Genomic DNA, 22,890 nt, shown 5'->3' on the forward strand with positions numbered 1-22,890 from the left:
CCCGATGCAACTGGGAACCGCCACCGCCCCGCGACGGCCACACCCTCCCCAACCGATTCGCTTCACTCGCTCCGCTCGTTTCGCTCATCCCTCGCACAGTGTCCGCGGTCGCGTGCTCACATCCGTTCGCACACGACCGCGAGCGCGCGCCGACAGCACTGCACCGCGACCGCACCGCCTCCGCATCCGCCCGGTCATCGCGGAAACCGTTTTCCACGGCGGGGAAGTAGCTGTTCCATGACCGGATTCACACGCGCGGAAGCCGTCGAGCGGGTCGAGCGCCTGGTCTCGACGGTCGAGTCGGAGCCGATGCCCGTTCCGGTGCGCGAGATATGGGTCTACGGCGACCTCGCGCTCGGTCTCGACCCCATCTCCCGCCTCGACGTCTACCTCACGAAGGACCTCCTCTTTCACGGCGAAGGCGAGCGCGAATCGGAGTTTCTCGACTCTCACGGCGTGGAGGGGATCGGCAAGACCGTGAGCGCGGAGTGGGCGGACGAACACCCGGAACACATCCGCGCGAGCGCGAACGGCTACGCCGCCCCCGAGAAGTGTCTCGCGGCCCATCTGGTAGGAAAAGACGAACCCATCCACCTCGAAGTCTGCAACGCGAGCTTCGACGACAACGTGACCCAGCGCCTCCAGGGCGCGATGGCCCACGGGAACTACGAGGAACTCCTCGACCCGCGCGGGGTCTGTTGCTGGCTCGACGGTCGGCGCTCCGAGGAGGCCTTCGAGAAACTCGGCACTGGGGAGTACGTCTTCCCCACGCTCGCCGACGCCTTCGCGATGATCGGGATGGAGGGACCCGAATCCGAGCGGGCGGCGAACGCAGTGCGATCCTATCGGGAGAACCAGGACGGTCTCACCGTTCGCGGCGACGTGGTCTAGCGCTCGCGGACGCCGCCGTGGGAACCCGCTCTCGCCTGCGCGCCCGCGGAGTTCCTGACGAACTCGCTTTTCTCGCGCGCGGCGTCGAGGTCGGCCCCGCCGCAGTAGGAGAGCCCCGACCGGATGCCCGCTTCGAGCTCTCCGACTACGTCCGCGACCGAACCCCGATAGGGCGTCAGCCCGGCGACCCCCTCGGCGGCGTCGACCGCGCCCTCCTTGTCGGTCCGTTCCGCACCGGCCTCGGCCGAGGCCATCCCGCGCGAGCGCTTGTAGCGCTCGCCGTCGCGTTCGACGACGTCCCCCGGAGCTTCGGCGGTCCCGGCGAGCAGTCCGCCGACCATCACCGCGTCCGCACCCGCCAACAACGCCTTCACCGCGTCGGCGGATTTCGTGACCCCGCCGTCGGCGACCGTCGTGACTCCACAGTCCGCGGCGGCGTCGGCACAGTCGTCGACCGCGGTGAGCTGTGGCACCCCCGCGCCCGCGACCTCCCGCGTGGTGCAGTGCGAGCCCGGACCAACCCCCACCTTCACGCAGTCCGCGCCCGCGGCCGCGAGATCCGCGACGCCCGCCGCGGTGGCGACGTTACCCGCCACGAGCACCGTGTCGGGGAGTTCCTCGCGGATCGCGGCCACCGCGTCGAGACACCGCTCCATGTGGCCGTGGGCGACGTCGACGACGACGCACGCCGCGCCGGCTGCGACCAGCGCGCCCGCCCGCTCGACGTAGTCCTCCTCGATGCCGACCGCACCGCCCGCCCGCTCGCCCGCCGTGACGACCCGCTCGACCTCGGTGGCCTGGTCGTCGACCGGCAGGAACCGATGGACCACCCCCAGCCCGCCGAGTCTCGACAGCGCGATGGCCGTCTCGGCCTCCGTCACGGTGTCCATCGCCGCGCCGAGGACCGGGCTCTCGAGCGTGAGTCCCGGCGCGAGATGGGTTCCGAGGTCCACGTCCCCCCGGTGGTCGACCGCCGAGCGTTTCGGCACAACCAACACGTCGTCGTAGCTCACTCCGTCCCGTACCTCCATACGTAACCTTCCCCGGGTAGTGAGGCGACCCGTATCAACCTTCGTTTCCGATCGGTGGGCGCGAGAGGAACGCTTAGGGTGTCGCTCTTCGTTCGCCCGGTGATGACCCGAAAGACCGACGAAACCGAACGGTATCACCGGCGGCGCGTCCTCGCGATGGCCGGCGGCGTTCTCGCGGTCGGCCTCGCCGGCTGTTCGAGCCTCGGCGGCGAAGGCGAGGACGGCGGCGGTGGCGGCGGCGAAGGTGAAGACGGCGGCGGGGGCGGTGGGGAGAACGAAGACGGTGGTGGAGGCGGTGGCGGTGAAGGTGAAGACGGTGGCGGTGAGAGCGGGAACGGTGGGGGTGGCGAGGAGGAGGACGACTGACCGGCGAACCCGCCCCTGTCCCGGACGGTCTCACTCCTCGCGGAACTCCTTGACGCGCTCGATGTTCCAGGCGTAGCTCTTGCCGTCCTCGGTCGGGGTTTCGAGCACGAGCGGCACGTCGGCGAGCGCGTCGTGGTTGACGACCGCCCGCATGCCGTCGGTACCGATCTCGCCCTCGCCGACGTGGGCGTGTTCGTCCTTGTGGGTACCGCAGGCGTGTTTCGAGTCGTTGAGGTGGACACAGCGCAGCGAGTCGAGCCCGACGACGTCCTCGAACTCACCGAGGGACTCGGCGACCCCCTCGGGCGTCGAGAAGTCGTAGCCCGCGGCGAAGGCGTGGGCGGTGTCGAGACAGAACTCGATGTCCTCGTCAGTCCGCTCGCGGACCGTCGCGAGGTGGTCGAACTCGCCGCCGAGTTTGGTGCCGCTGCCGGCGTCGCTCTCGACCAGCAGGGTGACCCCGTCGGGGACGTCGAGTTCGTTGATGGCCTCCCCGGCGTTCGTGAGTCCACCGTCGACGCCCGCACCGGTGTGCGCGCCGAGGTGGACGTTGACGAACTCGATCCCCAATCGTTCCGCGGCGTCGCACTCGTCCTGGAGGCTCGCGACGGACTTCTCGCGGAGGTCCTCTTTCGGGGTCGCGAGGTTCACGAGGTAGGAGGCGTGGATGACCCACGGGCCGAGGTCCGAGTCGCGAAACGCGGCGGCCTCCTCGTCGTCGAAACTCGGCCCGGCCCAGACCTGGGGCGAGGCCGTGAATATCTGGCCGCAGTTCCCGCCGACGTCGACCTGGCGCTCGATGGCGTTGTCGACGCCGCCGGCGACCGAGACGTGTGCGCCTACGTGCATACCCAGGCGTCGACCGCGGCCACAAAGAGCCACCCGATCCGCTCTCAGGCCGTCGGGTCCGTCCGGTCGCGGTTCCACGCCGGGGAATCGTACTTCTCCTCCACACGCGTACGGGCGCGCGCGAGCTCGTCGTCGGTCCACCCGCCCGCCTCCGCATCGGCCCACTCCCCGAGTGCGTCCTCGAACGCCTCGACCGCCCGCTCCCGATCGAGGTCGCGCTGTTCGCGGAGGTTCGTCACGCGCTCGCGGAACGCCTCGGGGCCAGGTGAGTCGACGAAACAGTCGAGGTGGGTCTCGACGACGTCCGAGAAGAGCACCGAACCGTGCTGGATCACGCTGTCGCGCCGGCGGTACTGGGCGTTCCCGCTCAACTTTCGGCCGTCGCCCGCCACCACGTCGTGCGCGGGGTGGAGCCCCCGGAGGTAACACGCGGGTTCGAAGATCGCCGGGCGTTCGGCCTCGACGAACCCCGCCTCGACTTCTAACCTATCCAGCCCGTCGAACAAGGGTTCACAGAGACGTTCGTAGGTCTCCATCAGGTCGCCGGGGAGTTCGTCGGCCGGCGCGACGATCGAGTAGGAGATGTCACCCCGGGTATCGTGATAGATGCCGCCGCCGCCGGTGGGCCGCCGCGTCACCGAGATCCCCTCGCGCTCGCAAAAGTCCCAGTCGACGGTACTCGGGTCCTGATGATAACCCAACGAGAGCGTCGCGGGCTCCCACCGGTAGACTCTGAGGGTACGTGGCCCGCCCTCCGCGGCGGTCTCGGCGGCGACCTCGTCGAGCGCCATGTTCAGCGGCCCGCTTCTGGTGTCTTCGGGGATGAGCCGCCACTCCCGGCCTTCGAGATCGGTCATGCCCGGTTCAGGGACCGATCCGACAAAGCGATTCGTGTTTCGTGACCTCTGAGTCGTCGTCCTCCGGGTGAGTATGAGGTCCTCGAACGCGTCCGCGAACCACCATCGAGTTCTGTGTGCTCTAATTTGTCTGTGAAGGGAATGTAACCAGTGACACGAGCGCGACTACAAGATTCGATCCGCCAGCGAAACGAGCGCGATTACTAATCCCGTCACAACTGAGAAACCGCACCGTTTCCGCTACTGCCCCACGACGGCCACACCCTCCCCAACCGGTTCAGCTCCCACTTTTTTACTCGTCGGATTTGCTCACTCCGTTCGCAAACCCCTCCTCGCAAAAACCTGGACTAAAAAGACCGCTCGTTCGCCGATGGCTCACTCGCGGTACAATCACGACAACTACCACTGCACACCACGCCCTCCCCAACCGATTCGCTTCACTCGCTCCGCTCGTTTCGCTCATCCACCACAGAGCAAAGCTCTGACGAGCCTGCACTCGCGTTGCTCGCGCAGACCTCGCACGGGTCGCGCCTTCGGCGCTCCCGCGCGCCAACAGCACTACCGCCACAGCACCGCAACCGCCCGCTCCCGCATCGGCGGACGGAAACCGAATTTTGTATCCCAATATACGATTTATTGGCGGTGGCACGCGGCGTTTTTACCCACGAACGGCGTACGGCGCGCAATGGTCCAGAACGTCGCGAGCGAGATGGCGGCGCTCGAACCCGAGGACTTCTACCTCCTCTCGGGCGTCGAGCAGGGGATGCGCTTTAGCGAGTGGGTGAACCGAGGCAAGCTCGCCGACTTCTCGGATCTCACGCCCGAGAACGTCGACTACCGGCTCGACCGGTGTGCCGATCGAGGGTTGCTCGAACGCCGGACGATCCAGTACGAGGGCTACAAACTCACCTTCGAGGGCTACGACGCGCTCGCGCTCCACACCTTCGCCGAGCGCGGCACCATCGAGGGCGTCGGCGCGCCCCTCGGCGTCGGCAAGGAGAGCGACGTCTACGAGGTCTCCTCGTACACCTCGTTCGCGCTCAAGTTCCACCGCGAGGGCTATACGAACTTCCGGGAGGTGATGCGCGAACGCGATTACACCTCGGACAACGACCACGTCTCGTGGATGTACACCGCCCGGAAGGCCGCCGAGCGCGAGTACGGCGCGCTCGAAGCCCTCTATCCCGACGTCTCGGTTCCGCGACCGGTCGACCAGAACCGCCACGCGGTAGTGATGGGGAAGCTCGACGGCGTCGAACTCTCACAGGCCGCGCTCACCGACGACCAGGTCATCGGGGTCTGTGAGCTCGTGCTCCGGGAGATGCAGTCCGCCTACGCCGCGGGCTACGTCCACGCCGACATGAGCGAGTACAACGTCGCGGTTTCGAACGAGGGTATCACCGTCTTCGACTGGCCGCAGGCGGTTCCGACCGACCACCCGAACGCCGACGACCTGCTCGTCCGCGACGTCGAGAACCTCCTTGGCTACTTCGAGCGGAAGTACCCGCGCCGGACCCCGGACGCGCTCGATCCGACCGGGATCGCCAGGGCGCTCGCCGACGGTCGCTTCGACTCGCTCTCGGACCACGCTCCCCGCTGAACCACGGGCTCCGATATCGAATCGCCCCGGCCCTCGACCTTCACGACCAGCGGCGGGGCGAGAAACCCGAACTCGCGTGTCCACGGTCTCGATTTCAGTAAAGAAACTATCGAATCGGTGGGAGCCATCGCCGACCGTCTTCCGACTCCGGGTAAGTGTCTTGTGAGGTCACTACTTGGGCTCGATCGACCACGGTAAACTTCATACGACGATACAGAATAGTGGTGAACGGTTCGCCCACAGTTTCCGCTGTTCGAGAACAAGCCATCAGGCTCCGGTCGAAAGCCCAGTTCAACGGAAATGCGTCATCGTCGGATCGATTCGAAGCCGAGCGGATCGGGACCGCCGACCGCCGTCGGCCGACCTATTCGAGGTCGAAGCGGTCGTGGGTCATCACTTTGTGCCAGGCGTCGACGAAGTCCTCGACGAACTTCTCCTCGCCGTCGTCGGCCCCGTAGACCTCCGCGATGGCGCGGAGCCGGGCGTTCGACCCGAAGACGAGGTCCACGCGGGTGCCCTCCCGAACGAGCTCGCCGGTGTCGCGGTCGTAGGCCTCGAAGCGGTAGTCGTCCTCGGAAGCCGACTCCCACTCCGCGTCCATGCCGAGCAGGGTCGCGAAGAAGTCGTTGGTGAGCGTCCCCGGCTGCTCGGTGAAGACGCCGAGGTCGGAGCCGTCGTAGTTGGCGTCCAGCGCCCGCATCCCGCCGACCAGCACCGTCATCTCGGGTGCGGTCAGGTCGAGGAGGTCGGACTTGTCGACCAACAGCTCCTCGGCCGGGTCGGTAGCCTCGTCCGAGCGGTAGTTCCGGAAGCCGTCGGCCTTCGGCTTGAGCGCCTCGAATGACTCGACGTCGGTCTGTTCCTGCGAGGCGTCCGTCCGACCCGGTTCGAACGGCACGTGGACCTCGTGGCCGGCTTCGGCCGCCGCGTCCTCGACGGCCACGTTGCCGCCCAGAACCACGAGGTCGGCGAGCGAGACCGCCGTCCCGTCCGAGCGCGATTCGTTGAACTCCGTGCGGATCTCCTCGAGGGTGTCGAGCACGGTCGTCAGTTCCTCGGGGTTGTTGACCGCCCAGTCGCGCTGGGGTCGGAGCCGGATCCGAGCCCCGTTCGCCCCGCCGCGCCTGTCGCTGTCGCGATAGGTCGACGCCGCCGCCCACGCGGTTCTGACGAGCTGGGGGATCGAGAGGTCGGACTCGCGGATCTCCCCCGCCAGCGTCTCGATCGCGTCCTCGTCGACGACCTCGTAGTCGGCCTCGGGGATCGGGTCCTGCCAGAGCATCTCCTCGTCGGGCACTTCCTCGCCGACCATCCGGATCGGCGGGCCCATGTCGCGGTGGATCAGTTTGTACCAGGCCTTCGCGAACGACTCCTGGAACAGCTCGGGGTCCTCCTGGAACCGTTCGAGGACCTCACGGTAGTCGTCGTCGTGTTTCAGCGCCACGTCGGTCGTGAGCATCATCGGGTCGACCGTCTCCGACTGATCGTGGGCGTCCGGCACCGAACCCTCCAGCTCCTCGTCTTCGGGCCGCCACTGCCAGGCACCGCCGGGGCCCTTGTGGGCCTCCCACTCGGCGTCGAGCAGGTTGTCGATGTAGCCCATGTCCCACCGGGTCGGGGCGCTGTTCCACGGGCCCTCGATGCCGCCGGTGATCGTGTCCTGGCCGCGGCCGGACTCGAAATCGCTCGTCCAGCCGAGCCCCTGTTCTTCGAGGTCGGCGGCCTCGGGCTCGGGCCCGAGGTGGCTCGGGTCGTCGGCACCGTGGACCTTCCCGAACGTGTGGCCGCCGGCGATCAGCGCGACGGTCTCCTCGTCGGTCATCGCCATCTTGGTGAACGTCTGTCGGATGTTGTGTGCCGAGCCTTCGAGGTCCGGCTCGCCGTACGGCCCCTCGGGGTTGACGTAGATGAGCCCCATGACGGAGTTGGCGAGCGGGTCCTTGAGGTCGCCCTCCTCGTCGAAGCGTGCGGGGTCGGTCACCTCCATCTCGTCTTCGGGCCCCCAGTCGACGGCCTCGTCGGGCATGAAGGCGTCCTCGCGGCCGCCGCCGAAGCCGTAGGTCTCGAAGCCCATCGATTCGAGCGCGACGTTCCCGGTCAGGACGATCAGGTCGGCCCACGAGAGGCTCCGACCGTACTTCTCCTTGACCGGCCAGAGCAGGCGTCGCGCCTTGTCGAGGTTCGCGTTGTCGGGCCAGCTGTTCAGGGGTGCGAAGCGCTGGCCGGCGCGGTTCGCGCCGCCGCGACCGTCGGTCGATCGATAGGTACCGGCGCTGTGCCACGCCATCCGGATCATCAGCGGGCCGTAGTGGCCGTAGTCGGCCGGCCACCAGTCTTGCGAGGTGGTCAGCGTCTCCTCGATGTCCGCCTTCAGCTCGTCGAGGTCGAGCTCCGCGAACGCCTCGGCGTAGTCGAACTCCTCGTCCACCGGGTCGCCGGGACGGGCGTTGTTGTCGAGTACATCTAGCTTCAGCCGGTCCGGCCACCAGTCATCGTTGGTTCGATTCATCACCGGGAGGTTACCGCTTTCGAAACTTAAGCTTGCCTAAATCGACAACGAAGTTTCGCTATGAGCGAAGCGATTTGTCGATTGTCCCCATCCACGTTTTCCCTCGGTGCCGATCCCGTCTCCGGTCGTCTCCCCGTTCACTCGACGGAGACCGCTTCGCCGGCGTCGCTGGAGCGCTGGATAGCGTCGAGCACCCGCTGGACGGCCAGCGCCTGCTCGGGGGTGTTGCGCTTCGGGGGTGTCCCGGTCTCGATCGCCGTCGCGAAGGCGCGCTGTTCGGCCGCGATGGGGTCCACGTCGCGGGTTTCGACCTCGGCGTTGACGAAGTGCGGCGCGCCGACGTCGTGGGCCTCGTGGATCGTGAGCGCCCCGTTGCCGCGGTCGAGCGTCGCCCCGGCGTCGGTTCCCTGGACCACGAACTCGTCGGTCGGTTCGCGGTCGGCCGCCCACGCGCATTCGAGCGCGATCGTTCGCCCGTCCGCACAGGTCAACATGGCCGACGTGGAGTCGTCGACGTCGAAGGCCCCCGGGCCGGCGTCCTCGCCCCACATGTCGAGGTAGGTGTAGTCCTCACGACCGCCGAACTGGCTCCGGGTTTGGCCGAGCACGGTCTCGACCTCGGGGAAATCCAGGAAGTAGAGCGCGAGGTCGATGGCGTGCACGCCGATGTCGACGAGCGAGCCCCCGCCCGCGGCGTCCTTCCGGGTGAACCACGACCCGCGGCCGGGGACGCCACGCCGACGGACGTAGTTCGCCTCGACGTGTTTGGTCTCCCCGAACCGGCCCTGATCCTGGTAGCCCTTGATCACCTCGACGGCCGGCAGGAAGCGGTTCTTGAACCCCACCATGCAGGTTCCGGGTGCGTCCTCGGCAGCGTCGACGATGCGCTCGGCGCTGTCGAGGCTGTGGGCGAGCGGCTTTTCGAGCAGCACGTCCAGTCCGGTCTCGAACGCCGCTATCGCGTACTCCTCGTGGTAGCGGTTCGGCGTCGTGACGACGACCCCGTCGACCCCCGCATCGACCAGTTCGTCGAGGCTCCCGTAGGTCGGGCGGTCGAAACTCGTCTCGAAGCGTTCGCGCGCCGCCGCGTCGATGTCGACCCCGCCGGCGAGCGTCGCGTCGCCCTCGGTCAGCCGGGTCGCGTGGTACGACCCCCAGCTCCCGAGGCCGATGATACCGATCCGTGGTGTGTCTGCCGTCTCCATCGTTCACCTCACCACGGCAGGCGGGGATAAATGGCTCGTCCTCCGGTCGACGTCGTTCCTCGTCCGGGGACGACCTCGGTTTCGACCACTTAGAGGTACTCGAAGCCCTGCTCGTCGCCGTCGAAGCCGAGGCGCTCGTGCGCCCACTCGAACGGGGCGTCGTCGCGGCGGTCGTCGAGGAACTCGACGATGGTCTCGCCGACGTTCGCGCCGTAGATCGACTCGCCCGTCCGGAGCCGGTCGCGCACCGACTCGGTCCCGTGGACGTACTCCACGAGGTCGAACATCGCCTCGCCCGTGGTCGGCGGCACGAGGAGGTTCGTGCCCGCGTCGAAGACCGTCTCCGGCCGGTCGGTGTTGTAGCGCGCGGTGAGACAGACCGCCTCGTCGATGTGGTTCAGCTCCTCCTGCATGCTCCCCGAGTCCGTGAGTTCGGCGAAACACTGGCCGGAGCGGAGGAACTCGTAGACGTGGGCGTGTTTCTTCCAGAGGCCCGTGAAGAGGAAGTTGTCGTGCTCCTCGTCGAGGTCGAGGATCCGATCACGGAGGCCGTAGTTCTCGAGCGCGCGCTTCGTGGCGGTGAGCTCGACGAGGTTGACGTTGTAGCCCGCCTCCACGAGCCGGATCACGCACTTGACGATCGCCCGGAAGCGGTCGGGGAGGAGGTTCGCCCGGCGGTGGATGTCGACCCGGATCCAGTCGTCGCGCTCCTCCAGAGCGGGGTAGACGTCGAAGACCGACTCCTCCAGGTCCTCGTCGACTTTCATCTCGATAGCGTCGACCACGGAGTTCCCGACGACGGGGATTCGCGGTGTGCCGTCGACCGCCTCGGGATAGCCCTCGCGCACGAGGTGCTCGCGGTTGAGTTCGGTCGGTGCGAAGTGATAGACCGAGGCCGCCGAGCCGACGAAGGTGTCGTACTGCTCGGGGAACGGTTCGGTGCGATTGAGCGACCACTCGCCGTTCCACTGGTCGTCGATGAACGTCTCGGGATCCGTGTGGTTCGCGACGGAGGGCGACATCCCCCGGAGCCCGGCCTCGTTGTGGGCGACGAACTGGTTGGTGGCGAACGCCCACGCCTGGGGGACGATACCGGCAGCGAGGGTGTCGCCGTGGACGATGGGCAGCACGGTGGTCTCGGGGTAGTGCTCGTCGAGGTGGTCGGCGAAGCTCGCGATGCGGCTCGTGAGCTGGGCGGTCTTCTCCGAGAGCCCGCCCCGGATGCCGAGGTCGACCGCGACGCTGTCGGCGATGCCGTACTCCGCGAGGCCGTGGCCGAGGAGGTCGTCGTGGTGCTGGCCGGTGTGGAGGACGAAACACGGGAGCCCCTGGCGACGCGCCGCCGTGACGACGGGTGCCTGCTTGTAGAAATCGGGTTTGGTCGCGGTCACGACCGCCACCGCGAACCCCTCGCCCGCCACCTGGTCGGCGAGCCGGTCGTCGTACACCGTGATCTCGGTCATTGCTTCGACACTGCTCCGTCGGGGATTGTAACTGTTGGTGTTGCGTCCCGCGGCGGGTTGGTTCGCCCTGGTGCGGACGACCGCGAGCCGGTCGGCGTCTCAGATGTAGCGTTCCCGTTTGAAGTAGGCCACGAGGATCACCGCGACGACGACCATCCCGAGGAGGACGGCGGGGTAGGCCAGCGGCCACGCGAGCTCGGGCATGGTCTCGAAGTTCATGCCGTAGAGGCCCGTCACGAGCGTGAGCGGCAGCACGACCGTGGCCACCACCGTGAGGGTTTTCATCACCTCGTTGGTCGACTGCGAGAGGGTGTTGAGGTAGATGTCGCGCGCGCCCGATGCGAGGTCACGATAGGTGACGGTGAGCTCGACCAGCTGGACGAGGTGGTCGTAGACGTCGCGGTAGTACTTCTCCGATTCGGCGCGGATCCCGGCGGCGTCGCCGCGGGCGAGCACGCCGACCGCCTCGCGGGAGGGCCAGAGCAGCCGCCGAAACGAGAGGAGTTCGCGCCGGATCTCGTTGATCGATTCGAGCACCTCGGGGTCGGTGGTCGTGACCACCCGTTCCTCGATGGTCTCGATCCCGTCTTCGAGCTCGTCGAGGACGTCGAAGTAGCCCTCGACCATCCCGTCGATGACCCGGTAGGCGATGCGGTCCGCGCCGGTGTCGTCGTCGAGCCGGCCGTCGTGGACCATCCCCCAGACCCGCTCGACGGCCTCGATGGGCGTCACCGAGAGCGTGACCAGCCAGTCGGGGCCGACGAAGAGCCCGACGGGCGTGGTCTCGACCTCGTCGCGGAAGGCGGTGTCACCGGCCGCGAGCCGGGCGGTCTTGAACAACACGAACGTGTAGTCGGGGTACTCCTCGGTCTTCGGTCGCACCGTGTCGATCACGTCGTCGGTCGCGAGCGGGTCGATGTCGAACGCCTCGCGGAGTCGCCGGCGTTCGTCGGGGCTCGTATCGGTCGCTCGGACCCAGGTCGTCCCGTCGGCCGCGCGGACGTCCTCGATCCCGTCGCGTTCGGTGACGCCGGCGGCCGTGGCGCTCATCGCGGTGATCACGGCGTGGCCTCCGGCGCGCCCCACAGCCCGATGACCGAGAGCGTGACGCCCGCCATGACGCCCGTGATCGAGAGCGCTCGCCCTGGATACGGGGCGAAGACGCCGACAATGTAGCCCGTCAGCCCCAGAGCTACGAGCACGACTCCGGCACTCAACACCCGGTTCATGTTGCCGCCGACGGCCCCACCCTCGAAAAGATTTGGTGTGGCCTCAGATGAAGTTCAGAACCACCGAGAGGATCGCGAGGATCACGAAGACGATGATGAGGATCCGGGCGATCTCGGCGGTGAGGCCAGCGATACCCTGCGCACCGGCGACGTAGGCGATGATGGCGAGCACGATGAACACCACCGCGAGATACGCGATCGAGCCGGTCTGGAGCGGCAGCGCGGTGAACGCCGTGAGCGCGGCGGTCATCGGTCGTCCTCCCGAGGCGTTCGCGGTACGATGCGGTCGCGGGCTGTCGATTTCGTGAACATCACTGGCTCCGACACCCGTTCCGGTGTTGGGGATACGGCTTGCACCCGACGGTCGTTTAAGTACTACGGGCGTCGTTCGGCACCCTCTCGCACGCGCCTCGTGGTTCCGAAGGCCTTAACAGCGCGATCGCCGAAGGGAGGCCAACTCGCGGGCGACGGGCACCGGCGGGCACCTGTTCGGTGCAGCGCGCACGACAGGATGGAATGTGGCCTGTGCGGTCGGGACCGCACGGCTGAACCACCAACGCCCGGAGGCACATCATGGCACGAAGCTTCTATTCACACATCGGCGACGCGTGGCACGACCCGGAGAACGAGATGCAGGCCGAACTCCAGTGGCGACGCCTCCAGGAGTGGCGTCAGGAGGGCGCGATCGAGCGGATCGAGCGCCCGACGCGGCTCGACCGGGCGCGCTCGCTCGGCTACAAGGCCAAACAGGGGATCGTCCTCGCGCGGGTCGCGGTCCGCAAGGGTACGGCGCGCAAACAGCGCCACACCGCGGGCCGTCGAACCAAGCGCCAGGGCGTCAACCGCGTCACGCGCCGGAAGTCCATCCAGCGCATCGGCGAGGAGCGCGCCAGCCGGAAGTTCCGCAACCTCCGCGTGCTGAACTCCTACCCCGTGGGCCAGGACGGCTCGCAGAAGTGGTTCGAGGTGATCCTCGTCGACCCCGAACACCCCGCCATCGAGAACGACGACGACCTCTCGTGGATCTGTGACGACTCCCACCGCGGCCGGGCGTTCCGCGGCCTCACCAGCGCCGGCACGCAGGGCCGTGGCCTCGGCGAGAAGGGCAAGGGCGCGGAGCACACCCGCCCGAGCATCAACAGCGACCGCGGCCGCGGCAAGTAAGCCGACCCCTTTTCGGTCGCGAGCGCGTTTCTCCGACGATGAGTCACGACGCTACGACCACCGAAAGCGACGCCAGCGAAACGCTCACGATGTACGCGGACTACGTCTGTCCGTTCTGTTATCTGGGGGAGGCTTCGCTGGAACAGTACCGGAGCGGGCGCGACGAACCCCTCGACGTCGAGTGGCACCCGTTCGACCTTCGGTCCGGAAAGCGCGGCCCGGACGGCGAGATCGACACCGACGCCGACGACGGCAAGGACGACGACTACTACGCCCAGGCGCGCGAGAACGTCGAACGCCTCCAGGAGGAGTACGACGTCGAGATGTCGCACTCGCTCGCGACGGACGTCGACTCGAAACCCGCCCAGCAGGCCGCGCTGTTCGTTCGCGAGCGCCATCCCGAGCAGTTCGAGGCGTTTCACGAAGCCGTGTTCGACGCGCTCTGGCAGGACGAGCGCGACATCGGCGATCCTGATGTCCTGGCCGACCTCGCCGATGACCTCGATATTCCGACCGACGACCTCCGTGCCGCGCTCGACGACGCCGAACGCGAGAGCGCCCTCGAAGAGCGCTTCGCCGAAGCCCAGCAGGTCGGCGTTACGGGTGTGCCGACGTTCGCCTACGACGGCTACGCCGCCCGCGGCGCGGTCCCGCCGGAACACCTCCGACGGCTGGTCGAGAGCTGAGAACGATCAAACCCGCGGACGGAGCCGTCGCACCAGTCGTGAGGCGTTCTTTCTGGCCTCGCCGGGATGGGGGAGCCCGAACCGGTAGCGCACCTGGTCCTGGCGTTTCAGCGGCTCGAACAGTTTGGGTTCGGTGAGGTCGTGGACCTCACAGGGGTCGGCGCGGAGCCCGGAGCGCGCGACGATCGCGTTGGTCGCCCGGCGGGCGGCCTCGTTCGCGCCCTCCATACAGGCCAGGTCGGTGTTGGTGTGGACGTAGTCGGCGGCGAGGGTCAGGTTCTCGATCTCGGTGTCGGCCTCGGGACGGTGGTGGAGCGACCCGACCGTGTTCACGAGCAGGGGCTCCTCGTTCGTCATCCCTCCATCCGTGGGGCTGAGCGCGGGGTCGAGCGCCCAGTCGTAGACGTTCTCCTCGGTCAACCCCTGGCGCTCGCCGTCGAGGTGGGCGGTGAGCTGGGCCCAGACCTCCTCGCGGACCTCCTCCGGGCTGCACTCCGTCGCGGGTTTGTCGTGGACCGTGCCCGGCGTGTTCCAGTCCGAGACGATGACCGAGAGCACGCCGCCCACTGCGCCGTCGGTGCGCTCGCGGAGGTCGTAGTCGTCCCAGAACTGCTGTTGGGAGATCGAGGTCAGCGCCCACGGCGAGTCGGGGTAGATCTGGTGGCCGTGCGCCAGCGGGACGTCCTCGCGGAGGAAGAACTGGATGCCGTTCATCCACGCGGTGTCGAGCTGCTCGATCCCCGCGAGCGACGGCGCGCCCCGAACTAAGTCGTCGGTGACCAGGTTCGCCATGACCTCCACCGGGAGCGCCGCGACGTAGTAGTCGGCCTCGACCTCGTGCTCCTCGCCGTCGGCCTCGACGGTCGCGCCGGTGACTCGCCGGCCGTCGCACCCGATGTGGGTGAGCCGGTGGCCGGGGTGGAGTGCCACCCCGAGCGAGTCGAGGTAGTCGGTCCAGGGGTCGATCCAGGCCTCGCTGGTGGGGCCGGACAGGATGCGCTCGGCGTCGAGCGACGGGTCGAGCGCCCCCCGCAGCAGCTGGATGTAGATCTTGCTCACGGTGCGTGCGCTCGCACGTTTCGGGTCGAGCGCGACCAGGAGCTGCGTGCTCCGGCCGAGGTTCCGCCGGTAGCCCTCGGAGAAGTCGTCGGCGTCGATGAACTCCCACCACGTCACGGCCTCGAACTCCTCCTCGACCCGTTCCCGACAGCTCGTGGCCACCACGAGGAGGCGTTCGAGGAAGAAACCCGCCTCGGCCCCCGAGACCCCGTCGCCGGCGATCCCGGGTTTCAACTGTCGAACCCACTCGTCCGGCGTACGCGGCGTTCGCGTCGAAGAGACGACCTCGTCGTCCGTCACGGAGCCGATGAGGGTCTCGGAGGTCGCCACCAGGTTGTCGGCCACCGAACCGTCGCCGTCCGGGATCCGGGCCATCGTGTCCGTGACGTGCCAGTAGAATCCGGGGAAGAAACGGAACCCGTGCTCTCCCGGGAGGGTGGGGCCGTCATCGAACGCCGCGGGTACGCTCCGGGCCTTGCCGCCGAAGCGGTCGTTGGCCTCGTAGACCGCGACGTCGAAGCCGCGCTCGCCGAGCTCCTGGGCCGCACTCAGACCGCCGATACCCCCGCCGAGAACCGCCACCGTCGGTGTCGCTCCCTCGCTCATGATTGAATGGTCGTCGTAGGTCCTCCGGCGGATAATACGTTGTGCTGTGGGTGGCAGCTTCCGGAACCGCTGTCGCCGACCGACCGTCGACGCAAGCGCCATCGCTAAGTATCACTCGATGATATCACTCGGTATGAGCGCTCTCGGGACGGTCGACCGACGGTTCTTCGACGACCACGTCAATCCGAATCTCGGGGCCGAACACGAGGGGGTCCGGCTCTGGCCCCAGCAGGTCGTGGATTTCGTGGTCGTCGCGCGGGACGGCGGGGTCTACCCCGAGTGCGACCCGTTTCGGGCAAGCTTCGACGCGCTCGGGGAACGTACGGAGGGAGGCGAATGACCCGCCGGCCGGCACCGGTCTCGCCGCCGGTCTGTCTCACGATCGCGACCAGCGATTCGGGCGGCGGCGCGGGGATCCAGGCCGACCTCAAGACGATGGAGGCCTGCGACGCGTTCGGCACGAGCGTGGTCTGTGCGACCACCGCCCAGAACACACAGGGTGTGGAGTCGGTCCACGTCCTCCCGACCGGGGAAATCGACGCCCAGTACGAGGCCATCACGACCGACTTCGACCTCGCAGGCGTCAAAACCGGGATGCTCGCGACGGGCGAGGTCGTCGCGCGGGTCACCGAGTACGCCCGCGACCTCGACGCGCCGCTCGTCGTGGACCCGGTGATGGTCGCGGCCTCGGGCGACCGCCTGCTCGAATCGGGTGGCGAGGCGGCCTACGAGGACCTGGTCGCCGAAGCCAGCCTCGTCACGCCGAACGCCGACGAGTGCGCGGTCCTCACCGGAATCGAGCCGACGGACGAGGCGAGCGCGCGCGAGGTCGGCGAGGAACTGGTCGAGATGGGTGCCGACGCCGCGCTCGTCAAGGGCGGGCACGTCCCGACGGACGACGAAACGGTGCGCGATATCCTCGTCACCGCCGACGAACACGGGACGTTCGAGCATCCACGGATCGAGAGCGAGGCGACCCACGGCTCCGGCTGTACCCTCTCCAGCGCGGTCGCGGCCCGACTGGCCCACGGCGACTCGCTCGACGCGGCGGTCGAGGCGGGCCTCTCGCTCATGGAGCGCGCCATCCGCTACCCGCTCGACATCGGCGGGGGGCCCGGCGCGGTCCACCACCTCGCCGACCTCCGGGACCGTGCGGCGCGGGAGCCGACCGCCGAGGCCGTCGCGAACTGTGTCGAACGCCTCGTCGAGCGGAACGTCGCTCCCATACTGCCCGAGGTCGGCATGAACGTCGTCGGCGCGACGCCGTACGCCGAGACCCCCACCGAAACCGCCGCGGTCGAGGGTCGGATCACCCGGACCATGTCTGGGATACAGCCGAATCGTGGGGTACGCTTCGGCGCGTCGAGCCACGTCGCACGGTTCCTGCTCGCCGCCCGCGAGTTCCACAGTGAGTACCGGTTCGCCGCGAACTGCCGGTTCGACGACCGGATCGAGGCCGCGCTCGACGACCTCGACTGGGCGGTCGGCGAGTACGACCGGAGCGAGGAGCCCGAGGCCGTGAAAACGCGTGAGGAGAGCACGATGGGCTGGGGGACGCGTCGGGCGTTCGAGACGGGCGACGGGACGCCCGTGGCCATCGTCGACCGCGGCGAGGTCGGCACGGAGGCGATGACGAAACTCCTCGCCGAGGACGGCGAGACGCTGGCCGAGCGGCTGACCGTGCTGTGCGACGCGCTCGAATCGGTCTGAGCGACCGTCGGGAGTACTCCCGCGTTCGATTGGGTTCTATCGCGTCTCGAATCCCGTTCGAGAGGTCGCCGCTACCGGGTCGAGAGCCACCGGCTGTAGGCGTTCCTGGTCGCCAGCACGACGAACAGCGCCACCCCGGCCACCGCCACTGCGGGAATCGGGTTCGCGAGGGCGTACGCCAGCCCCCGGTCGAACACGCTGGCGAGCCAGCCGAACGCCAGCTGTGAGGGCATCGCGTCGAGCCCGGCGACGACGAGCGCCGCGACGCCCGTCGCGAACAGCCCGCTGCCGGCGGCCGAGTAGACCGCGAACTTCCCCGGGTGCATGCCCGCGATCCCCGCCGGAACCGAGATGATCGACCGAACCACCGGCAGCAGCCGCCCCCAGCAGACCGAGGACTCGCCCCACCGCCGGAACCACTCGCGGGCACGCTCGACCTCGTCGACCGAGACGTGGATGTACGCGCCGTAGCGGTCGATCACCGGCTGGTAGGCCCTATCGAAGACGTAGTAGGCGAACAGGCTCCCGACGGTCGCGCCGGCGGTCACGACCAGCACGAACGCGAGGAAGCTCACGGGTCCCGTGACCAGCGCCGCAGCCCCGACCGGGAGAACGAGTTCGCTCGGCACGAACGGGAAGGTCAGTGAGGTCTCACAGAACATGAACACGAACAGCACCACCAGCCCGTAGTCGGTCACGAGCCCGACCGCTGCCTCCCCGATGCCGGCGACCATCACCCGACCTACCGGGGTGTGGGGTTTGGCGTTTTCCCATTCGGCGGGACCGGACCCGTCCGAGTCGCATCGGTCCGGGTTCGAGCCACGGAACCCACAGGTTTTAGCGTTCGACCCGCTCGGATCGGGGTATGCCGGAGGGAATCGTCGGGGAGTTTCTTTCGCTCAAGGCCGAAACGGACGCGGACCTACTGGCGATGCAGTGCGGCGATTTCTACGAGTTCTTCGCCGACGACGCCGAGTTCGTCGGCCGGGAGCTCGACCTGACCGTCTCGCAGAAGGGGGCCCACGGCTCGTCGTATCCGATGGCGGGCGTGCCGCTGACCGAACTCACGCCGTACCTCAAGGTGCTCGTCGAGCGCGGCTTTCGCGTTGCGGTCGCCGACCAGTACGAGACCGACGGCGGCCACGCCCGTCGGATCGAGCGCGTGGTGACGCCCGGGACGCTGCTCGAAACCACCGACGCCGAGGCGCGTTACCTCGCGGCGGTCGTCCGGGAGGGCGAGGGCTACGGCCTCGCGTTCGCGGACGTCACGACCGGGAAGTTCCACGCCACCGAGGTCGGCGGCGATATCGAGGCCGTCCTCACCGAATGCTACCGGTTCGCGCCCGCCGAGATACTGCCCGGACCCGAGGTGCGCAGCGACGACGCACTTCTCGAACGGCTCCGGGGGACGGAGGCGTCGCTCTCGCTTCACGCCACCGAGGCGTTCGAGCCGGGGCGGGCGCGCGCGATGGTCGACGACCAGTTCGGCGAGGCGGCGCTTTCGAGCGTGGGGCTCGCCGATTCGACGGGCGCGATACGGGCGGCGGGCGCGGTGCTCTCGTACGTCGAGGACACCGGAATCGGCGTACTGGCCTCGATGACGCGCCTCCAGCCCTACGCGACCGAGGGCGTGACGCTCGACGCCACCACCCAGCGAAACCTCGAACTCACCGAGACGATGGGCGAGGGCGGGCGCGCGCTGTTCGACGTCGTCGACCACACGACCACGAGCGGCGGCGGCCGACTCCTTCGGGAGTGGCTCTGTCGGCCGACCCAGGACACGCGGGAGCTCGAACGGCGAGCGGACGGGGTCGACGCGCTCGCCCGCGAGGCGCTCGCCCGTGAACGACTCCGCGAGACGCTCGCCGAGGGATTCGACGCCGAACGCCTCGCGAGCAAGGCGGTCTCGGGGAGCGCCGACGCTCGCGACCTGGTCCGGGTGCGCGAGACGCTCGCGGTGGCCGCCGAGGCCGCGGCCGTCGTCGAGGACTCGGGGCTCGGCGACTCCCCACTCGCGGACGTCCTCACCCGGTTCGACCGCGAGGCCGGCGCGGCGCTTCGAGAGGAACTCGACGAGGCGATAGCCGAGGACCCGCCCGCCACGATCAGGGAAGGAAACCTCTTCCAGCGGGGCTACGACGACGACCTCGACGACCTCATCGTGGGCCACGAGGAGGCACTGGGGTGGATCGACGGGCTCGCGGATCGCGAGAAGGGGAAGTACGGAATCACCCACCTCTCGACGGGTCGGAACAAGACGGACGGTTACTACATCCAGGTCGGGCACTCCGAGACCGACGCGGTGCCCGAGGCGTACGACGAAATAAAGTCGCTGAAGAACGCGAAACGCTACACCACCGACGAACTGGAGGAGCGCGAACGCGAGGTACTCAGGTTCGAGGAACGACGGAGCGACCTCGAATACGACCTCTTCTGCGGCCTCCGCGAGCGGGTCGGCGACCGGGCCGAACTCCTGCAGGACGTGGGTCGGGCGCTCGCCGAGTGCGACTGCCTCGCGAGCCTCGCGGTCCACGCCGTCGAGAACGACTGGACGCGACCCGAGCTGGTGGACTCGGGCATCGACATCGAGGCGGGCCGTCACCCGGTGGTCGAACACGACGTCGAGTTCGTGCCGAACGACCTCTCGCTCACCGACGACCGCGGGTTTCTCGTCGTGACGGGCCCGAACATGTCGGGGAAATCGACCTACATGCGCCAGAGTGCCCTGATCACGCTGCTCGCCCAGGTCGGGAGCTTCGTGCCCGCCCGGAGCGCCCGGATCGCGCCCGTCGACGGCATCTACACCCGCGTGGGCGCGCTCGACGAGCTCGCCCAGGGCCGTTCGACGTTCATGGTCGAGATGAGCGAGCTCGCGAACATCCTCCACTCCGCCACCGAGGACTCGTTGGTGATCCTCGACGAGGTGGGGCGGGGCACAGCGACCTACGACGGCATCTCGATCGCCTGGGCCGCGACGGAGTACCTCCACAACGAGGTCCGGGCGAAGACGCTGTTCGCGACCCACTACCACGAACTCACGGGACTCGCCGAACACCTCGACCGAGTCGCGAACGTCCACGTCGCGGCGGACGAACGGGGGGACGTCTCCGGGAGCGAAGCGACCGGAGACTCGTCGGAAGCGAAGCGTACCGACGGTGAAGTGACATTTCTCCGGACTGTAGAAGAAGGTCCTACCGACCGATCTTACGGGGTCCACGTCGCCGACATGGCCGGGGTTCCAGGCCCGGTCGTCGAGCGCTCGCGCGACGTGCTCGCGAAGCTCCGGGCCGAGAAGGCGATCGAGGCCCGTGGGTCGACGGGCGAACCCGTCCAGACCGTCTTCGACCTCGGCTCGGGATCGTTCCGCGGCTCCGCGAGCGCCGACGGCGGGCAAGCGTCGATGGACGAGGCCCAGAACGACGAATCCGACCGCGACCCGGCCGAGGAATCCGTGCTCGACGCGCTCCGCGGGACCGACATCGGCGAGACGTCCCCCGTCGAACTCATGGGCAAAGTCGAGGATTGGCAACGGGAGCTGGACGATGAGTGAGGCCGGCGAGGGCGAGATCCGCCGGCTCGACCAGTCCACGATCGAGCGCATCGCGGCCGGCGAGGTCGTCGAGCGGCCCGCGTCGGTGGTGAAGGAGCTGGTCGAGAACAGCCTCGACGCCGACGCCTCGCGGGTGCGGGTCACGGTCGAGCGCGGCGGGAAGGACGGGATCCGGGTCGCCGACGACGGCACCGGGATGACACGCGAGAACGTCGAGCGCGCCGTCGAGAAACACACAACGAGCAAGATCGGCGACATCTCGGACCTCGAAGCCGGTGTTTCGAGTCTGGGCTTTCGGGGCGAGGCGCTCGCGGCCATCGGCGCGGTCGCGCGGGTCACGATCCGCACCAAAGCCCGTGGCGAGAGTCGGGGCACCGAACTCAGGATGGCCGGCGGCGAGGTCGAAACCGTGGAACCCGCGGGCTGTCCGGAGGGCACCACCGTCGAGGTCTCGGACCTGTTCTACAACGTCCCCGCGCGCCGGAAGTACCTGAAGCGCGACGCCACCGAGTTCGCGCACGTCAACCGCGTGGCGACGGGCTACGCGCTCTCGAAGCCCGACCTCGCCCTCGTGCTCGAACACGACGACCGTGAGGTGTTCTCGACCACCGGGCAGGGGAGCCTCGAAGCCACGATCCTCTCGGTCTACGGCCGCGAGGTCGCCGAGGCGATGGTGCCGGTGGATGGGGACGGGGCCGACCTCCCGGACGGCCCGCTCGACGGCGTCACGGGGGTCGTGAGCCACCCCGAGACCAACCGCGCGAGCCCCGAACACTGCTCGACCTTCATCAACGGCCGGTACGTGACCGCGCGCGCCGTCCGGGACGCCGTGGTCGAGGCCTACGGCGGCCAGCTCGCACCCGACCGCTACCCGTTCGCGGTCGTCTTCCTCTCGATCTCGCCCGAATCGGTCGACGTCAACGTCCACCCCCGGAAGCTCGAGGTCCGGTTCGCCGACGAGTCCGGCGCGACGGAGCAGGTGAAGAGCGCCGTCGAGAGCGCCCTCCTCGACGCGGGCCTCGTTCGCTCGGGCGCGCCGCGCGGTCGGTCGGCCCCCGAACAGACCGAAATCGACCCCGGTGACGACGGTGCCACGAACAGCGCCGAACCGTCGTCGACACCGCGGGACACGAACGTCGACGCGCCGCGCGCAGAGCCATCGACTACGGACCCGGAGCCGGTCGAAACCACCGAAATTGAACCGAGCTCGGCCGCCACTGGACGCGATCCGGAATCGGAGGAGACCCCCACCGAAGCAACATCCGCCGACCTCTCGACGGAGCCATCGACCGACCCCTCGATGGAGTCGTCGGCGGACCCCGCCGCTCCGTCAAGCCAGCGCGACCAGGGGAACGACGGTTCGTCGACACCGTCGAACCGAACAGGGGAGGCAGAGCGCTCGCCGGTCGGGGCCGACCGGAAGTTCTCGGGCGGGGAGACACAGACCACGCTCGACGGCGACCGCGTGGCCGACGACGCCGACTTCGATCGTCTGCCGCCGCTCCGCGTGCTCGGCCAGCTCCACGACACCTACGTGGTCTGTGAGTCGCCCGACGGCCTCCTGCTGGTCGACCAGCACGCCGCCGACGAACGGGTCAACTACGAGCGCCTCCGCGAGCGCTTCGCCGGCGACACCGGGATCCAGCGACTCTCGTCACCCATCGAGATCGAGCTCACGCCCGCCGAGAGCGAACTCTTCGCCGAGTTCGAGAACGCGCTCGCGGGGCTCGGCTTCCGTGCCGACCTCGACGACGGGCGGGTCGAAGTGACGGCCGTGCCGGCGGTGCTCGCGGGCGCGGCGGACCCCGAACTCCTGCGCGACGCGCTCTCGGCGCTCGTCCGGGGGAAGGACGAGGACGTGGTCGAGGCGTCGGCCGACGCGTTGCTCGCGGATCTCGCGTGCTATCCCTCGGTCACGGGCAACACCTCGCTCACGGAGGGCTCCGTGATGGAGCTCCTGGCCAGCCTCGACGCCTGCGAGAACCCCTACGCCTGCCCCCACGGCCGCCCCGTCGTGGTCGAGATCGGCGAGACGGCGCTCGCGGACCGCTTCGAACGCGACTATCCGGGCCACGCCGGCCGTCGGGTCGAGGAGTAGTTCCGTTCGAGCAGCCG

The 22,890-nt window shown here is 68.6% G+C and carries 20 protein-coding genes; 9 read left to right on the plus strand and 11 right to left on the minus strand.

Annotated features, from left to right (window positions below):
- Window positions 1-237: 237 nt before the first annotated feature.
- Window positions 238-891: a DUF7095 family protein gene (locus tag C447_RS05160; RefSeq protein ID WP_007691568.1), complete on the plus strand. Its 654-nt coding sequence runs from the start codon at window positions 238-240 to the stop codon at window positions 889-891.
- Here C447_RS05160 and C447_RS05165 read toward each other — a convergent pair.
- Entirely contained in the window at window positions 888-1,922 is a 1,035-nt protein-coding gene (locus C447_RS05165) for a guanosine monophosphate reductase (RefSeq protein ID WP_007691569.1), read from the minus strand. The two genes, C447_RS05160 and C447_RS05165, sit on opposite strands and share 4 nt — an antisense overlap.
- Window positions 1,923-2,024: 102 nt before the next feature.
- On the opposite strand from C447_RS05165, the gene C447_RS05170 reads away from it, so the two are divergent.
- Entirely contained in the window at window positions 2,025-2,288 is a 264-nt protein-coding gene (locus tag C447_RS05170) for a hypothetical protein (RefSeq protein ID WP_237713424.1), read from the plus strand.
- Window positions 2,289-2,318: 30 nt separating this feature from the next.
- Here C447_RS05170 and C447_RS05175 read toward each other — a convergent pair whose 3' ends face one another.
- Both C447_RS05175 and C447_RS05180 read right to left on the minus strand, forming a co-directional pair.
- Entirely contained in the window at window positions 2,319-3,137 is an 819-nt protein-coding gene (locus C447_RS05175; RefSeq protein WP_007691572.1) for a deoxyribonuclease IV, read from the minus strand.
- A 44-nt stretch (window positions 3,138-3,181) separates the two neighbouring features.
- Window positions 3,182-3,994 carry a lipoate--protein ligase family protein gene (locus C447_RS05180; protein ID WP_007691574.1) on the minus strand — a complete coding sequence of 271 codons (813 nt, stop codon included), beginning with the start codon at window positions 3,992-3,994 and terminating at the stop codon, window positions 3,182-3,184.
- A 685-nt stretch (window positions 3,995-4,679) separates the two neighbouring features.
- Here C447_RS05180 and C447_RS05185 point away from each other — a divergent pair.
- Window positions 4,680-5,594: a serine/threonine-protein kinase RIO2 gene (locus C447_RS05185; protein WP_007691576.1), complete on the plus strand. Its 915-nt coding sequence runs from the start codon at window positions 4,680-4,682 to the stop codon at window positions 5,592-5,594.
- A gap of 364 nt (window positions 5,595-5,958) precedes the next feature.
- On the opposite strand, the gene katG is transcribed toward C447_RS05185, so the two are convergent.
- The 6 genes from katG to C447_RS05210 form a co-directional block, all read right to left on the minus strand.
- Window positions 5,959-8,103, minus strand: a complete 2,145-nt coding sequence (gene katG, locus C447_RS05190) for a catalase/peroxidase HPI (protein ID WP_007691578.1) — start codon at window positions 8,101-8,103, stop codon at window positions 5,959-5,961.
- 137 nt (window positions 8,104-8,240) lie between these two features.
- The gene (locus tag C447_RS05195; protein ID WP_007691579.1) at window positions 8,241-9,308 is read right to left on the minus strand and encodes a Gfo/Idh/MocA family protein; all 1,068 of its coding nucleotides are present in this window, start codon (window positions 9,306-9,308) and stop codon (window positions 8,241-8,243) included.
- 89 nt (window positions 9,309-9,397) lie between these two features.
- A complete protein-coding gene (locus C447_RS05200; protein ID WP_007691581.1) occupies window positions 9,398-10,771 on the minus strand; it encodes a UDP-N-acetyl glucosamine 2-epimerase in 1,374 nt (457 codons plus the stop codon).
- 99 nt (window positions 10,772-10,870) lie between these two features.
- Entirely contained in the window at window positions 10,871-11,857 is a 987-nt protein-coding gene (gene corA / locus C447_RS05205; protein WP_007691585.1) for a magnesium/cobalt transporter CorA, read from the minus strand.
- Window positions 11,830-12,000, minus strand: coding sequence for a hypothetical protein (locus C447_RS18070; RefSeq protein ID WP_007691587.1), 171 nt, complete (start codon window positions 11,998-12,000; stop codon window positions 11,830-11,832). The genes corA and C447_RS18070 overlap by 28 nt, the downstream gene beginning before the upstream one ends.
- 43 nt (window positions 12,001-12,043) lie before the next feature.
- A complete protein-coding gene (locus C447_RS05210) occupies window positions 12,044-12,250 on the minus strand; it encodes a DUF1328 family protein (RefSeq protein ID WP_007691589.1) in 207 nt (68 codons plus the stop codon).
- 323 nt (window positions 12,251-12,573) lie between these two features.
- Between C447_RS05210 and C447_RS05215 the strand changes: the two genes are divergently transcribed.
- The gene (locus C447_RS05215) at window positions 12,574-13,164 is read left to right on the plus strand and encodes a 50S ribosomal protein L15e (protein ID WP_007691590.1); all 591 of its coding nucleotides are present in this window, start codon (window positions 12,574-12,576) and stop codon (window positions 13,162-13,164) included.
- A 38-nt stretch (window positions 13,165-13,202) separates the two neighbouring features.
- Window positions 13,203-13,850: a DsbA family oxidoreductase gene (locus C447_RS05220; protein ID WP_007691591.1), complete on the plus strand. Its 648-nt coding sequence runs from the start codon at window positions 13,203-13,205 to the stop codon at window positions 13,848-13,850.
- Between the two features lie 6 nt (window positions 13,851-13,856).
- Here C447_RS05220 and C447_RS05225 read toward each other — a convergent pair whose 3' ends face one another.
- The gene (locus C447_RS05225) at window positions 13,857-15,515 is read right to left on the minus strand and encodes a hydroxysqualene dehydroxylase (protein ID WP_007691592.1); all 1,659 of its coding nucleotides are present in this window, start codon (window positions 15,513-15,515) and stop codon (window positions 13,857-13,859) included.
- Window positions 15,516-15,648: 133 nt separating this feature from the next.
- On the opposite strand from C447_RS05225, the gene C447_RS05230 reads away from it, so the two are divergent.
- Together C447_RS05230 and thiD are read left to right on the plus strand one after the other, a co-directional pair.
- Entirely contained in the window at window positions 15,649-15,855 is a 207-nt protein-coding gene (locus C447_RS05230) for a hypothetical protein (RefSeq protein ID WP_007691594.1), read from the plus strand.
- Window positions 15,852-17,225, plus strand: coding sequence for a bifunctional hydroxymethylpyrimidine kinase/phosphomethylpyrimidine kinase (thiD, locus tag C447_RS05235; RefSeq protein WP_007691596.1), 1,374 nt, complete (start codon window positions 15,852-15,854; stop codon window positions 17,223-17,225). Before C447_RS05230 ends, thiD begins: the two co-directional genes overlap by 4 nt.
- Window positions 17,226-17,296: 71 nt before the next feature.
- On the opposite strand, the gene C447_RS05240 is transcribed toward thiD, so the two are convergent.
- Window positions 17,297-17,959, minus strand: a complete 663-nt coding sequence (locus C447_RS05240; RefSeq protein WP_007691597.1) for a DedA family protein — start codon at window positions 17,957-17,959, stop codon at window positions 17,297-17,299.
- A gap of 131 nt (window positions 17,960-18,090) precedes the next feature.
- Between C447_RS05240 and mutS the strand changes: the two genes are divergently transcribed.
- Together mutS and mutL are read left to right on the plus strand one after the other, a co-directional pair.
- On the plus strand, window positions 18,091-20,775 hold the full coding sequence (mutS, locus tag C447_RS05245) for a DNA mismatch repair protein MutS (protein ID WP_007691599.1): 2,685 nt from the start codon (window positions 18,091-18,093) through the stop codon (window positions 20,773-20,775).
- A complete protein-coding gene (gene mutL, locus C447_RS05250) occupies window positions 20,768-22,873 on the plus strand; it encodes a DNA mismatch repair endonuclease MutL (RefSeq protein ID WP_007691601.1) in 2,106 nt (701 codons plus the stop codon). The genes mutS and mutL overlap by 8 nt, the downstream gene beginning before the upstream one ends.
- Window positions 22,874-22,890: the final 17 nt, after the last annotated feature.

This window comes from Halococcus hamelinensis 100A6 (genome assembly GCF_000336675.1).
Lineage (GTDB): Archaea > Halobacteriota > Halobacteria > Halobacteriales > Halococcaceae > Halococcus > Halococcus hamelinensis.

What these genes read in the sequence shown, in the direction of transcription:
- C447_RS05160 (WP_007691568.1), top strand. Translation starts at nt 238, where the DNA reads ATGACCGGATTCACACGCGCGGAAGCCGTCGAGCGGGTCGAGCGCCTG.
- C447_RS05165 (WP_007691569.1), bottom strand. Translation starts at nt 1,922, where the DNA reads ATGGAGGTACGGGACGGAGTGAGCTACGACGACGTGTTGGTTGTGCCG.
- C447_RS05170 (WP_237713424.1), top strand. Translation starts at nt 2,025, where the DNA reads ATGACCCGAAAGACCGACGAAACCGAACGGTATCACCGGCGGCGCGTC.
- C447_RS05175 (WP_007691572.1), bottom strand. Translation starts at nt 3,137, where the DNA reads ATGCACGTAGGCGCACACGTCTCGGTCGCCGGCGGCGTCGACAACGCC.
- C447_RS05180 (WP_007691574.1), bottom strand. Translation starts at nt 3,994, where the DNA reads ATGACCGATCTCGAAGGCCGGGAGTGGCGGCTCATCCCCGAAGACACC.
- C447_RS05185 (WP_007691576.1), top strand. Translation starts at nt 4,680, where the DNA reads ATGGTCCAGAACGTCGCGAGCGAGATGGCGGCGCTCGAACCCGAGGAC.
- katG (WP_007691578.1), bottom strand. Translation starts at nt 8,103, where the DNA reads ATGAATCGAACCAACGATGACTGGTGGCCGGACCGGCTGAAGCTAGAT.
- C447_RS05195 (WP_007691579.1), bottom strand. Translation starts at nt 9,308, where the DNA reads ATGGAGACGGCAGACACACCACGGATCGGTATCATCGGCCTCGGGAGC.
- C447_RS05200 (WP_007691581.1), bottom strand. Translation starts at nt 10,771, where the DNA reads ATGACCGAGATCACGGTGTACGACGACCGGCTCGCCGACCAGGTGGCG.
- C447_RS18070 (WP_007691587.1), bottom strand. Translation starts at nt 12,000, where the DNA reads ATGAACCGGGTGTTGAGTGCCGGAGTCGTGCTCGTAGCTCTGGGGCTG.
- C447_RS05210 (WP_007691589.1), bottom strand. Translation starts at nt 12,250, where the DNA reads ATGACCGCCGCGCTCACGGCGTTCACCGCGCTGCCGCTCCAGACCGGC.
- C447_RS05215 (WP_007691590.1), top strand. Translation starts at nt 12,574, where the DNA reads ATGGCACGAAGCTTCTATTCACACATCGGCGACGCGTGGCACGACCCG.
- C447_RS05220 (WP_007691591.1), top strand. Translation starts at nt 13,203, where the DNA reads ATGAGTCACGACGCTACGACCACCGAAAGCGACGCCAGCGAAACGCTC.
- C447_RS05225 (WP_007691592.1), bottom strand. Translation starts at nt 15,515, where the DNA reads ATGAGCGAGGGAGCGACACCGACGGTGGCGGTTCTCGGCGGGGGTATC.
- C447_RS05230 (WP_007691594.1), top strand. Translation starts at nt 15,649, where the DNA reads ATGAGCGCTCTCGGGACGGTCGACCGACGGTTCTTCGACGACCACGTC.
- thiD (WP_007691596.1), top strand. Translation starts at nt 15,852, where the DNA reads ATGACCCGCCGGCCGGCACCGGTCTCGCCGCCGGTCTGTCTCACGATC.
- C447_RS05240 (WP_007691597.1), bottom strand. Translation starts at nt 17,959, where the DNA reads ATGGTCGCCGGCATCGGGGAGGCAGCGGTCGGGCTCGTGACCGACTAC.
- mutS (WP_007691599.1), top strand. Translation starts at nt 18,091, where the DNA reads ATGCCGGAGGGAATCGTCGGGGAGTTTCTTTCGCTCAAGGCCGAAACG.
- mutL (WP_007691601.1), top strand. Translation starts at nt 20,768, where the DNA reads ATGAGTGAGGCCGGCGAGGGCGAGATCCGCCGGCTCGACCAGTCCACG.